At 60.1% G+C, this 12,684-nt stretch carries 14 protein-coding genes; all 14 read left to right on the forward strand.

From position 1 onward, the window contains the following. Positions 1-2 precede the first annotated feature (2 nt). The 14 genes from plsX (at position 3) to BFC21_RS25380 (ending at position 12,577) form a co-directional block, all read left to right on the forward strand. The gene (gene plsX, locus BFC21_RS25315; RefSeq protein WP_016779949.1) at positions 3-1,013 is read left to right on the forward strand and encodes a phosphate acyltransferase PlsX; all 1,011 of its coding nucleotides are present in this window, start codon (positions 3-5) and stop codon (positions 1,011-1,013) included. Positions 1,014-1,139: 126 nt separating this feature from the next. Continuing rightward, on the forward strand, positions 1,140-2,078 hold the full coding sequence (fabD, locus tag BFC21_RS25320; protein WP_088379262.1) for an ACP S-malonyltransferase: 939 nt from the start codon (positions 1,140-1,142) through the stop codon (positions 2,076-2,078). A gap of 16 nt (positions 2,079-2,094) precedes the next feature. Next, a complete protein-coding gene (fabG, locus tag BFC21_RS25325; RefSeq protein WP_088379263.1) occupies positions 2,095-2,838 on the forward strand; it encodes a 3-oxoacyl-ACP reductase FabG in 744 nt (247 codons plus the stop codon). Between the two features lie 191 nt (positions 2,839-3,029). Continuing rightward, entirely contained in the window at positions 3,030-3,266 is a 237-nt protein-coding gene (gene acpP / locus BFC21_RS25330) for an acyl carrier protein (protein ID WP_016779952.1), read from the forward strand. Positions 3,267-3,377: 111 nt separating this feature from the next. Next, complete coding sequence (gene fabF, locus BFC21_RS25335; protein ID WP_088379264.1) at positions 3,378-4,622, forward strand: beta-ketoacyl-ACP synthase II; 1,245 nt, start codon at positions 3,378-3,380, stop codon at positions 4,620-4,622. Further along, on the forward strand, positions 4,622-5,440 hold the full coding sequence (gene pabC, locus BFC21_RS25340) for an aminodeoxychorismate lyase (RefSeq protein ID WP_088379265.1): 819 nt from the start codon (positions 4,622-4,624) through the stop codon (positions 5,438-5,440). Before fabF ends, pabC begins: the two co-directional genes overlap by 1 nt. Positions 5,441-5,443: 3 nt before the next feature. Further along, positions 5,444-6,538 carry an endolytic transglycosylase MltG gene (gene mltG / locus BFC21_RS25345; RefSeq protein ID WP_095005491.1) on the forward strand — a complete coding sequence of 365 codons (1,095 nt, stop codon included), beginning with the start codon at positions 5,444-5,446 and terminating at the stop codon, positions 6,536-6,538. A gap of 12 nt (positions 6,539-6,550) precedes the next feature. Next, positions 6,551-7,183 carry a dTMP kinase gene (gene tmk / locus BFC21_RS25350; protein WP_088379266.1) on the forward strand — a complete coding sequence of 211 codons (633 nt, stop codon included), beginning with the start codon at positions 6,551-6,553 and terminating at the stop codon, positions 7,181-7,183. After that, positions 7,176-8,162, forward strand: a complete 987-nt coding sequence (locus tag BFC21_RS25355) for a DNA polymerase III subunit delta' (protein ID WP_086796070.1) — start codon at positions 7,176-7,178, stop codon at positions 8,160-8,162. Before tmk ends, BFC21_RS25355 begins: the two co-directional genes overlap by 8 nt. Positions 8,163-8,194: 32 nt before the next feature. Further along, positions 8,195-8,977, forward strand: a complete 783-nt coding sequence (locus BFC21_RS25360) for a TatD family hydrolase (protein ID WP_120266605.1) — start codon at positions 8,195-8,197, stop codon at positions 8,975-8,977. Positions 8,978-9,423: 446 nt separating this feature from the next. Further along, complete coding sequence (locus tag BFC21_RS25365; protein ID WP_016779958.1) at positions 9,424-10,065, forward strand: TetR/AcrR family transcriptional regulator; 642 nt, start codon at positions 9,424-9,426, stop codon at positions 10,063-10,065. A 125-nt stretch (positions 10,066-10,190) separates the two neighbouring features. Further along, positions 10,191-11,159, forward strand: coding sequence for a GTP 3',8-cyclase MoaA (locus tag BFC21_RS25370; protein WP_088379268.1), 969 nt, complete (start codon positions 10,191-10,193; stop codon positions 11,157-11,159). A 233-nt stretch (positions 11,160-11,392) separates the two neighbouring features. Next, positions 11,393-11,998 carry a DUF4823 domain-containing protein gene (locus tag BFC21_RS25375; RefSeq protein ID WP_088379269.1) on the forward strand — a complete coding sequence of 202 codons (606 nt, stop codon included), beginning with the start codon at positions 11,393-11,395 and terminating at the stop codon, positions 11,996-11,998. Positions 11,999-12,013: 15 nt separating this feature from the next. After that, the gene (locus tag BFC21_RS25380; protein WP_120266606.1) at positions 12,014-12,577 is read left to right on the forward strand and encodes a DUF1285 domain-containing protein; all 564 of its coding nucleotides are present in this window, start codon (positions 12,014-12,016) and stop codon (positions 12,575-12,577) included. Positions 12,578-12,684: the final 107 nt, after the last annotated feature.

The raw sequence follows: 12,684 nt of genomic DNA on the forward strand, positions 1-12,684 counted from the left end.
ACTTGTCCGCTCAGGTCATCGCGATCGACGCAATGGGCGGGGACTTCGGTCCCCGCAGCATTGTTCAGGCCTGTATTGCCTGCCTGTCTGCTACTCCCTCGCTGCATCTGACCCTCGTCGGTCAACCCTCCATACTTGAATCCCTGATTGCCGGCCATTCGGCTGTGGATCGCTCGCGCCTGTCGATTACTCCCGCTTCTGAAGTGATTGCCATGAATGAGCGGCCGTCCCATGCCTTGCGCAGCAAGCCGGACTCGTCCATGCGCGTTGCTCTGGAATTGCTCCGTGATGGCAAGGTGCAAGCTTGTGTCAGTTCCGGCAACACCGGTGCGCTGATGGCCTTGTCGCGGCATGTGCTCAAGACCTTGCCGGGTATCGACCGTCCGGCGATGGTGGCGGCGGTGCCGACCCAGACCGGCTACTGTCAGTTGCTGGACCTGGGGGCGAATGTCGATTGCACGGCCAGCCAGTTGTTCCAGTTTGCGGTGATGGGTTCGGTGGCCGCGCAGGCGCTGGGTGTGCCCCGTCCGCGGGTTGCCTTGCTTAACGTCGGCACCGAGGACGTCAAGGGCAACCAGCAGGTCAAGGAGGCGGCGGCGTTGTTGCAGGCGGCACCAGGGCTGCATTACATCGGCTTTGTCGAGGGTGACGGGGTGTATCGCGGTGAGGCCGATGTGGTGGTGTGCGACGGATTTGTCGGCAATATCATGCTCAAGTCCAGCGAAGGCCTGGCGACCATGATTTCGAGCCGGCTTGAAGCGGTGTTCCGGCGCAACCTGTTCAGTCGCTGTGTGGGCATGCTGGCATTGCCGTTGATGCGGCGCCTGCAGGCCGACCTGGCACCGGCGCGGCACAACGGCGCGAGTTTTCTCGGTTTGCAGGGCATTGTGGTCAAGAGTCACGGTTCGGCAGGTGCTCAGGGCTTTCAAAGTGCAATTGAACGCGCACTGATTGAAATCCATGAAGACCTGCCAAAGCGTTTGTATGGGCGCCTTGAAGGGTTGTTGCCGTAGGCGTTTTACCGGGTGGATGCTTAAATGTGACCGCCCGGTCCAATCAGCCATCCAACTGTCAGTTTCTTGCGTCCGCCACGGCAGGACGTCAATTCTCCGACGACAAGATCATTAGGGGCTTGTTACATGTCTACATCCCTCGCATTCGTCTTTCCAGGGCAGGGTTCGCAGTCCCTCGGCATGTTGGCCGAGCTGGGCGCGGAACACCCGCTGGTCCTGGAAACATTCAAAGAAGCTTCTGCTGCCCTGGGTTACGACCTGTGGGCGCTGGTCCAGGAAGGCCCTGCTGAGAAGCTGAACCAGACTGATATTACCCAGCCTGCCATTCTCACTGCCTCGATTGCCCTGTGGCGTCTGTGGCTGGCTGAGGGCGGCAAGCGTCCCGACTTCGTGGCTGGCCACAGCCTGGGCGAGTACAGCGCGCTGGTGGCTGCCGAGTGCCTGACCCTGGCCCAGGCGGTCAAGCTGGTTGAGCGTCGCGGTCAACTGATGCAGGAGGCCGTACCGGCCGGGCAGGGCGCTATGGCGGCGATCCTGGGCCTGGAAGATGCCGATGTACTGGCAGCCTGCGCAGAAGCAGCGCAAGGTGAGGTGGTCAGTGCGGTCAACTTCAACTCGCCGGGTCAGGTCGTGATTGCCGGGGCCAAGGCTGCTGTCGAGCGCGCCATGGAGCTGTGCAAGGCCAAGGGCGCCAAGCGTGCCTTGCCGTTGCCGGTGAGCGTGCCGTCGCACTGCGAGCTGATGCGCCCTGCTGCCGAGCGTTTTGCCGAGTCCATCGAAGCGATCGACTGGAAAATGCCGAGCATTGCCCTGGTGCAGAACGTCAGTGCCGCTGTGGCAGCCGATCTGCCGACCCTCAAGCGCGATCTGCTCGAGCAGCTGTACAAACCTGTGCGTTGGGTTGAATCGGTGCAGGCCCTGGCGGCCAGCGGCCCGGTTGACCTGGTTGAATGCGGCCCGGGCAAAGTCCTGGTGGGCATCAGCAAGCGTTGCGCCGACGGCGTTACCACTCACAATTTGAATACCCCGGATGCCTTCGCCGCTGCGCGCTTGGCTCTGGTCTGAATCAGGAGAAGCCTGCATGAGCTTGCAAGGTAAAGTTGCACTGGTAACAGGCGCAAGCCGTGGCATTGGCCAGGCGATCGCATTGGAATTGGGTCGTCAGGGCGCCATTGTCATTGGCACGGCGACTTCCGCGTCAGGTGCCGAGCGCATCGCTGCCACCCTGAAAGAAAACGGTGTTCAGGGCGCTGGCATGGAGCTCAACGTGACCAGCAACGAATCGGTTGCTGCGGTACTGGCAAGCATTCAGGAGCAGTTCGGCGCGCCGGCAATCCTGGTCAATAATGCCGGTATCACCCGCGATAACCTGATGATGCGCATGAAAGATGACGAATGGCATGATGTCATCGACACCAACCTGAACAGTCTGTATCGCCTGTCCAAGGGTGTTTTGCGCGGCATGACCAAGGCCCGCTGGGGACGAATTATCAATATTGGCTCTGTTGTGGGTGCCATGGGCAACGCAGGCCAAGTAAACTACGCCGCCGCCAAGGCAGGCCTTGAAGGTTTCGGCCGTGCACTGGCACGTGAAGTGGGCTCGCGCTCGATCACTGTCAACTCGGTTGCTCCGGGCTTTATCGACACCGATATGACCCGTGAGCTGCCAGAAGCACAGCGCGAAGCCTTGCAGACGCAGATTCCGCTGGGCCGTCTGGGCCAGGCTCAAGAGATCGCTAACGTGGTCGCTTTCCTGGCATCCGACGGTGCAGCCTACGTGACTGGGGCTACAATTCCGGTCAACGGCGGGATGTACATGAGTTAAATGTGACGGATTGCTTCAAAAAAATGTCATACGAGCTGTCTAAAATCCGTTATAAAGCTGCAATCTTTTTATAGGCGGCCGGCTGTTGCGGGGTGAGTGCAAAGCTTTCAGTTGAAAAACCGAAAAGGCTTTCGATACACTTGCCCACTGGCCAGCTGCCTGAATTTGTCCATTAGGAGTGAAAACAAGGTATGAGCACCATCGAAGAGCGCGTCAAGAAAATCGTTGCCGAGCAACTGGGCGTTAAAGAAGAAGAAGTGACCAATGCCGCTTCCTTCGTTGAAGACCTGGGTGCCGACTCCCTTGACACCGTTGAGCTTGTGATGGCTCTGGAAGAGGAATTCGAGACTGAGATTCCTGACGAAGAAGCTGAAAAGATCACTACTGTACAAGCAGCAATCGACTACGTTACTAGCCACCAGGCGTAATAGTTTGTAATCGTTGCTCGCTGTCATGGAAAAACCGCACTGCCGCTCTGGCGTGCGGTTTTTTCTTTAGGTGTGATGCAAAGTGTCGTCAATAGAATAAAGGAGAGTGCTGTGTCGCGTAGACGCGTCGTAGTCACCGGTATGGGGATGTTGTCGCCACTGGGTGCGGATGTTCCGAGCACCTGGCAAGGCATTCTGGCAGGCCGTAGTGGCATTGGTCTGATCGAACACACGGATCTTTCTGCCTATTCCACCCGTTTTGGCGGCTCGGTACAGGGCTTTAACGTTGAGGATTACCTCTCCGTCAAAGAAGCCCGAAAACTTGACCTGTTTATTCAATACGGTCTGGCAGCCGGGTTTCAGGCTGTGCGCAATTCCGGCCTGGAAGTTACCGACGCCAATCGTGAGCGCATCGGTGTGGCAATGGGTTCGGGTATTGGCGGTCTGACCAATATCGAAGTAACCAGCCGTACCCTGCACGAGCAAGGCCCGCGACGGATTTCTCCGTTTTTTGTGCCTGGCTCGATCATCAACATGATTTCCGGCTTTCTGTCTATCCACCTGGGTACACAGGGGCCTAACTACGCCATCGCCACGGCGTGTACTACCGGTACGCACTGTATTGGCATGGCGGCGCGCAACATTGCCTACGGCGAAGCCGATGTGATGATTGCAGGTGGCGCAGAAATGGCTGCTTGCGGTCTGGGCATGGGCGGCTTTGGTGCTTCGCGTGCGCTGTCGACCCGCAACGACGACCCGACGCGGGCCAGCCGTCCGTGGGACAAGGGCCGTGACGGCTTTGTGCTGTCCGACGGTGCCGGCGCGCTGGTGCTTGAAGAGCTCGAACATGCCAAGGCGCGTGGCGCGACCATCTACGCCGAGCTGATCGGTTTTGGCATGAGCGGCGACGCCTTCCACATGACCTCGCCTCCGGCCGATGGTGCAGGTGCTGCGCGTTGCATCACCAATGCCTTGCGTGATGCCCGGGTCAACCCTGACCAGGTGCAGTACATCAACGCCCACGGTACTTCGACGCCTGCCGGTGACCTGGCGGAAGTTTCGGCGATCAAGTCGGTGTTCGGCGATCACGCCTACAACCTGGCCGTGAGTTCGACCAAGTCCATGACCGGTCACCTGCTGGGTGCCGCCGGCGCGGTCGAGGCGATCTTCAGCGTGCTGGCCATCAACAGCCAGATTGCCCCGCCGACCATCAACCTCGACGAGCCCGATGAAGGCTGCGACCTCGACTTCGTGCCGCATACCCCGCGCGAAATGCCGATTGACGTGGTGTTGTCCAACTCGTTCGGCTTTGGTGGCACCAACGGCTCGCTGGTGTTCCGCCGGTACGCCGAGTAATGCAAAGCTGGGTCGACGGTCAACCGGCGAGCGCCCTGGCGTCGCTTAAAGACCGTGGGCTGGCCTATGGCGATGGGCTGTTCGAGACCATCGCCGTCAAGGCTGGCACGCCGTTGCTGCTGGAGCTGCACCTGCAGCGCCTGGCACTCGGTTGTTCCCGGCTGGCGATTGTTGCGGATCAATCACTGATCCGCAGCGAATTGCTGGCTTACGCCTGCGCGATGGGCGAAGGCGTGCTCAAGCTGATCCTGACCCGCGGCGACAGCCAGCGCGGTTATGGCGCATCCCCCGGGGCCTTGCCTCGAAGAATTCTGCAAGCCAGTCCGGCGGCTGCGTACCCTGAAGCCAATGGGGTGCACGGTATAAAGCTGTTTGACTGTGCCACCCGTCTGGCCGAGCAACCGCTATTGGCCGGGCTCAAGCACCTCAATCGACTCGAACAGGTCATGGCGCGCTCCGAATGGCAAGACCCGGCCTGTGCCGAGGGCTTGATGCGCGACACCTCGGGGCGGGTGATTGAAGGTGTGTTCAGTAATCTGTTTGTGGTGCGTGACGGGGTTTTGCTGACCGCCGACCTGAGCCGCTGCGGCGTGGCTGGCGTGATGCGCGCGGCACTGCTGGCTGAGGCCGGGCGCCTGGGTATCCCGTGTCATGTCACCGACATCAGCCTTGCGCAGCTGCAGCAGGCCGATGAACTCTTCCTCTGCAACAGTGTGTATGGCATTTGGCCCGTGCGCGCTTTTGCAGACCTGAGCTGGCCGGTGGGGCCACTCACCCGTAAACTGCAAGGCATTGCTCGCACCCTACTGGATGTCTGATTCGTGAAACGTAAAATCTTGGTGCTGCTGCAGATGGGTCTGGTGCTGGCGGGCTTGGTGCTGGGCGCCAGCGCCTGGAAGCTCAACTCGGCGCTGGAGCAACCGCTCAACCTGACGCAAGAACAAATGCTCGATGTACCCGCAGGCGCCACGCCCACCGGTACGTTCAATCGCCTGGAAGCAGACGGCACGCTGGACGACGCTTTCTGGCTGCGCCTGTACTGGCGCTTCAACCTTGAAGGCCAGCCCCTGCACAGCGGCGAATACCGCATGACGCCGGGCATGACCGCTCAGGACCTGATCGGTGTGTGGCAGCGGGGTGAGGTGGTGCAATACAGCCTGACCCTGGTTGAAGGCTGGAACTTTCGCCAAGTGCGTAGCGCCCTGGCCAAACACGAAAAAATCGAACAGACCCTCGACGGCCTGAGCGACAGCGAAGTCATGGCCAAACTCGGGCACGAAGGGGTATTCCCTGAAGGGCGGTTTTTCCCGGACACCTATCGTTTTGTACGCGGGATGACCGACGCCCAACTACTGGAAAAAGCCTACGATCGTCTGGATAAAGTACTGGCCCAGGAATGGGAACAGCGTGACCCTGCTGTACCTTATGCCAGCCCTTACCAGGCGCTGATCATGGCGTCCCTGGTGGAAAAAGAGACCGGTGTGCCGCAAGAGCGTGGGCAGATTGCCGGGGTTTTTGTACGCCGGATGAAAATCGGCATGCCGCTGCAAACCGATCCTACGGTGATCTACGGTCTGGGTGAGCGCTATACCGGCAAGCTGACCCGTGCCCATTTGCGCGAGCCTACGCCCTACAATACCTACACCATCCCCGGCTTGCCGCCGACGCCGATTGCAATGGTGGGGCGCGAGGCTATTCACGCCGCGCTGCACCCGGCGGATGGCACCAGCCTGTACTTTGTGGCCAAGGGCGATGGCAGCCACACGTTTTCCGATGATCTGGATGCGCACAACTCTGCTGTGCGCGAATTCCAGATCAAGCGCCGTGCCGATTACCGTTCGAGCCCCGCGCCGGCCCCGGCGGCTGAACCGCAGACTTCCCCGGTCGAGCCGCAAGGCCCGACAGACACTGATTAAGGATTGCTGCCTGTGACTGGCTTGTTTATTACCCTGGAAGGCCCCGAAGGCGCGGGCAAAAGCACCAACCGCGAATACCTGGCAGAGCGCTTGCGCGCCGAAGGCATTGACGTGGTGCTGACCCGCGAACCCGGCGGCACGCCCTTGGCCGAGCGTATCCGCGAGCTGCTGCTCACCCCCAGCGATGACGCCATGTGTGCCGACACCGAACTGCTGCTGGTCTTCGCGGCCCGCGCCCAGCATCTGGCCGAAGTGATTCGCCCGGCACTGGCGCGTGGCGCGGTGGTGCTGTGTGATCGCTTTACCGATGCCACCTATGCCTATCAGGGCGGCGGCCGAGGCTTGTCCCATGAGCGTATCGCGACCCTTGAGACCTTTGTTCAGGGCGCGCTGCGCCCAGACCTGACCCTGGTATTCGACCTGCCGATTGAAGTCGGCATGGCCCGTGCCAGCGCTCGCGGTCGACTGGACCGCTTTGAGCAGGAAGGCCGCACATTTTTCGATGCGGTGCGCAGCACCTACCTTGATCGCGCCAAGGCCGAGCCCGGACGCTATCGCCTGATCGATGCCGGGCAAACCCTGGACCATGTGCAGGGCCAGCTCGACGCGCTGTTGCCGCAATTGCTGGGCATGCACCGTGGCTGAGGCCTATCCGTGGCAAGACAACCTGTGGCAGCAGATGGCCGGGCGCGCACAGCATGCCCACGCCTACCTGCTGCACGGCCCGGCGGGCATCGGCAAGCGGGCGCTGGCCGAGCGCTTGATGGCCAGCCTGCTGTGCAAGCAGCCGGTGGGGCTTGAGGCGTGCGGTGTGTGCAAGTCCTGTTCGTTGCTGGCGGCGGGCAGCCACCCCGACAACTACATTCTTGAGCCGGAAGAGGCCGACAAGGCGATCAAGGTCGACCAGGTGCGCGAGCTGGTCAGCTTTGTGGTGCAGACCGCCCAGCTGGGCGGGCGCAAGGTGGTGCTGGTCGAGCCGGTGGAAGCGATGAATATCAACGCCGCCAACGCCTTGCTCAAAAGCCTTGAAGAACCGTCGGGCAACACCATCTTGCTGTTGGTCAGCCATCAGTCGAGCCGGTTGCTGCCGACCATTCGCAGCCGTTGCGTGCAGCAGGCCTGCCCGCTGCCCAGTGAGGCGCTGAGCCTTGAGTGGCTGGCCAGTGCGCTGCCCGACCTCGGCGAAGCCGAGCGCGTCGAGTTGCTGACCCTGGCCGCAGGTTCGCCCCTGGTGGCGGTCAAGCTGCAGGCCCAGGGTGTGCGCGAGCAGCGCGCAGCGGTGGTGGAGGGCGTCAAGAAGTTGCTCAAGCGCGAGCTGTCGGCCAGTCAGTTGGCTGAAAGCTGGAAAGCTATTCCGTTGCTGTTGCTGTTTGACTGGTTCTGCGACTGGTCGAGCCTGATCCTGCGCTATCAATTGACCCAGGACGAAGCCGGCCTTGGCCTGGAAGACATGCGCAAAGTCCTGCAATACCTGGCACAAAAGACCCCCCAGGACAAAGTGCTGACTATCCAGGACTGGATTCTTGCCCAACGCCAGAAGGTCTTGAGCAAGGCCAACCTTAATCGTGACTTGTTGCTCGAAGCGCTGCTGGTGCAGTGGGCTGGCCTGCCCGGCCAGCGCTGATTTGACTGAATTGATAAACAGGTAATTTTTGTATGCTGGTTGACTCCCATTGCCATCTCGATCGTCTTGATCTGAGCGCCCATGACGGCTCGCTGGATGCCGCCCTTGAGGCAGCGCGCCAGTGCGGCGTCGGGCATTTTCTGTGTATCGGTGTCAGTGCCGACAATGCGGCGGATGTCAAAGCCCTGACCGAGCGCTATGCCGATGTCGACTGCTCGGTGGGCGTCCACCCGCTGGATGTGCAGCCTGGTGCAGCGCCGGCGCTGGACTGGTTGTTGGGCGAATTGAATCACCCGCAGGTAGTGGCCATTGGCGAAACCGGCCTGGACTACCACTACGAGCCTGAAGCCGCCGACCTGCAGCAGCTGTCGTTCCGGGTGCATCTGGAAGCGGCACAACAGACCGGCAAGCCGGTGGTGATCCACACCCGCGGGGCCCGCGCCGATACCCTGGCGATGCTGCGCGAGGCGGCCTTGCCCCAGGCTGGCGTGCTGCATTGCTTTACCGAAGACTGGGACATGGCCAGGGCGGCGCTGGACATGGGCTATTACATTTCGCTCTCGGGTATCGTGACCTTCCGCAATGCTGACGCGCTGCGCGATGTAGCCCGCCAGGTGCCTGCCGACCGCTTGCTGGTCGAGACCGATTCGCCTTACCTCGCCCCGATTCCCCATCGCGGCAAGCCGAACCTGCCGCAATATGTGCGGGAAGTGGCGGATTTCCTGGCCATGTTGCGCGGTGAGTCCTACGAGCGCTTCGCCGAGCAAACCACTGAAAACTTCAAGCGGCTGTTTCCGCTGGCCCGGGTCAGATAATTGCGTGGCTTTGTGGGAACGGGCTTGCTCGCGATGGGATCGCTGCGGTGTATCTGGTAAACCGGGTTGCCTGTATCGCGAGCAAGCCCGCTGCCACAGGTTTCGCGTTTAACTGAACAGCAGGCAAAAAAAACCCGAACTCTGGGGAATTCGGGTTAAGACCATTAGGAGTAAAACAAAGGCGCACAGTCCATTGCGGCCAATATCGGCGCCACACTTTGGGGGGGATGTCGCACCGACATGTTAAGTATTGGCCAGCTTTGTCGAACGTCCAGCCGCGGTTGATCGTTTTTTAAACAGATTTGGAATACCCCAGCTTCGCTTGAGTGCTCATCGATTCGCGGGTAAAACGTTTGACCCCATCGATATGCAGGATGATCCGTGCAATTTAGCGTGACTAATGCATAATACTCCGCTTCGATTTTGACCCGAACAGACCTTTTCTTATGCACAAAGAACCCCGTAAGGTCCGTGAGTTTCGTCGCCGCGAGCAAGAAATTCTCGATACCGCGCTCAAGCTGTTCCTCGACCTGGGTGAAGACAGTGTCACCGTCGAGATGATTGCTGATGCCGTGGGTATCGGCAAAGGCACGATCTACAAGCACTTCAAGTCCAAGGCCGAGATCTACCTGCGCCTGATGCTCGACTACGAGCGCGATTTGAACGAGTTGCTGCACTCTGCTGACGTGGACAAGGACAAGGAGGCGCTGTCGCGTGCCTACTTTGAGTTCCGCATGCGCGACCCGCAGCGCTACCGGCTGTTCGACCGCCTCGAAGAGAAGGTGGTCAAGGGCAACCAGGTGCCGGAACTGGTCGAAGAACTGCACAAGATCCGCGCTTCCAACTTTGAGCGCCTGACCCTGCTGATCAAGGGGCGCATCAGTGAAGGCAAGCTCGAAGACGTACCGCCATACTTCCATTACTGCGCGGCCTGGGCCCTGGTACATGGCGCGGTAGCGCTGTACCACTCGCCGTTCTGGAGCAATGTGCTGGAAGATCAGGAAGGTTTCTTCCAGTTCCTGATGGACATCGGCGTGCGCATGGGCAACAAGCGCAAGCGTGACAGCGACACCCCGGCGGTAGAGTAATCAAGGCCCGTATTTGCCTTCATGGCAGATGGCCTTGAGGCTTATACTCAGGCTTGGGTCTTGCCAAAACCTGATTTATGAGTCAGGTTTTGCAGCGGCCCATTTCACCCGCGCCGGAGTCATCCATGATCGTTGATCGCCAAGGCAGACGTTTTCGCAATTTGCGTATCAGTCTGACGTCTGCCTGCAACTACGCCTGCACTTACTGTGTGCCCAACGGCAAACGGCTGGTGGCGGCGCAGAATGAGCTGTCGGCTGAAGCGATGGTGCGCGGGGTGGCCTACCTGATCGAAGCTGCAGGCATCGAGCGCCTGCGCATTACCGGCGGCGAGCCGCTGATCAGCCCCAAGCTCGAAACGTTTATGGGTGAGGTCGGTCAGCTCGGTCTGAGTGATATCAGCCTGACGACCAATGGCCAGTTGCTTGCGCGCAAACTGCCGCTGCTGCTGGACGCGGGCATCGCTCGCATCAACGTTTCCCTGGATACCCTCGACCCTGAAGCATTCCGCCGAATTGCCCGGGGCGGCGACCTGGCGACCGTGCTCGACGGCATGCAGCAGGCCCGCGAGGCCGGGATCAAGATCAAGGTCAATATGGTGCCGCTGCGCGGGCAGAACCTGGATCAGGTTATGCCTTTGCTGGAGTACTGCCTTGAGCGTGGCTATGAGTTGCGCTTTATCGAACTGATGCGCATGGGGCATCTGGCCAGTGACGGTAATGCCTTTCTTCAGCAGTTCGTCAGTTTGCAACAGCTGTTGGCGCTGATTGGCGAGCGTCATGAGTACTTGCAGGCCGATGCACCCATCGACGCCACGGCGGTGCGCTATCAGATTCCCGGGCACGGCTATTTCGGGGTCATTGCCAACGAAAGCGTGCCGTTTTGCCGGACCTGCTCGCGGTTGCGGCTGTCTTCGACGGGGTGGCTGCATGGTTGCCTGTCGTCGAGTAACCGCCACTATGTGGGCGACCTGTTGAACAAGCCGCGGCACGAGGCGTTGCCAGCGCTGCAAGGCCTGTTGATGAAAGCCCTGGGCGACAAGCAGGACATTGCCTTCTCGGGTGGCGCCACGGTGATGAAAATCATCGGCGGCTAATCTGTAGCAGCTGCCGAGGAACGAAGGCTGCGTCCGGCGGCGAAGCCGTCGTAATTCAGGCGCCTCGGTGCGTCAGTTTTATTGAGTGCTTAGGTATTACGACGGCTTCGCCGCCGGACGCAGCCTCGTTCCTCGGCAGCTGCTACGCAATTGATATGTTGCGCAAACTGGCGCGCAATCTGCATCTAGGGGCTATTCGCCGGTTTTTTGTCGCCGGCCATCGGGAGAGCGGGATGCGTGGTCTGATTGTATTGCTGGCTTTTTTGACACTGGGCGGCTGCATGACCGTCAGCGATCTGGGTGAAGGCGCACGCTATCAAATGAGCGACGCCGGTCTGCTCGATCACAGCAATACGCGGCGCAGTAATTCGCTGCGCATTCAACCCGATTCCTTTATCTATATCGCCCAAGGCCCGTTTGCACCGATCGGCGACCCCTATGTGCGGCCCAATATCGTTGCCGAGGAAGCCTTCAATGGCTTTGTCGAATACTTCCCCATGGTGCGCCGCGCCAAAGCGCCGGTCGGGCTCGACGAGGCGATGACCGAAGCGCGTAATTTTGGCGCTCACTATTTACTGTACACCCGCTTTGCCCGGGCCGATGACCGCATCGGCAACAGCGACGAATGGCTCGATCAGGAAGAAATCAGCCGCCTGGGCATCGACAGCGGCGTGATCCAGCTGATGCTGATCGAAACCAGCACCCAGTACCTGATCGACACCGCCACCATCCGCAGCCGCGGCGGTTTGCTGACGTTCCATGACAACAAGCCTGCCGATCTGATCGGCCCGCCGCTGGCTAAATACGCCCGCAGCTTGATAGGCTTGAGCGATCAATAAGTCGAGGAGAGCACCATGAGCGAGCCGGTAGACGTCAGTAACCTGCTGGCGCAAATCCCCAGGGCCGACAAGGGCCTGCCGCCCGTTCACTTGTGGGATACGGCGTTTTGCGGTGACATCGATATGCGCATCGCCCGTGATGGCACCTGGTATTACATGGGCACGCCGATCGGCCGCAAACCGATGGTCAAATTGTTCTCCACCATCATTCGCCGCGATGGCGATGATTATTTCCTGATCACCCCGGTTGAAAAGGTCGGCATCAAGGTCGATGACGCGCCTTTCGTGGCGGTCGCTCTGGACGTGGAAGTGGCGGGGGAGCAGCAAGTGCTGCGCTTCACCACCAATGTCGACGAGTCGATCAGTGCCGGTCCCGAGCACCCGCTGCGCTTTGTCATCGACCCGGCCACCCAGGAACCCGCGCCTTACCTGCACGTGCGGCGCAACCTCGAAGCGCTGATTCATCGCAATGTGTTCTACCAATTGGTAGAGCTGGCGGTGGTGCGTGAAATCGACGGCCAGAACTGGTTGGGCGTGTGGAGTGCTGGCGAGTTTTTCCCTATCGGCCTTGAGCCGTAATCCCCCTTTGCAAGATCCCTTCCTGTAACCGCTGACTTGCTCTGCGAGTCAGCGGCTGCAGGTGTGTTTTGCCTAATCCCTAAATATGGGATGAATATTTATATATT

It is taken from the genome of Pseudomonas sp. TMW 2.1634, from assembly GCF_001703595.1.
Classification (GTDB): Bacteria; Pseudomonadota; Gammaproteobacteria; order Pseudomonadales; family Pseudomonadaceae; genus Aquipseudomonas; species Aquipseudomonas fragi.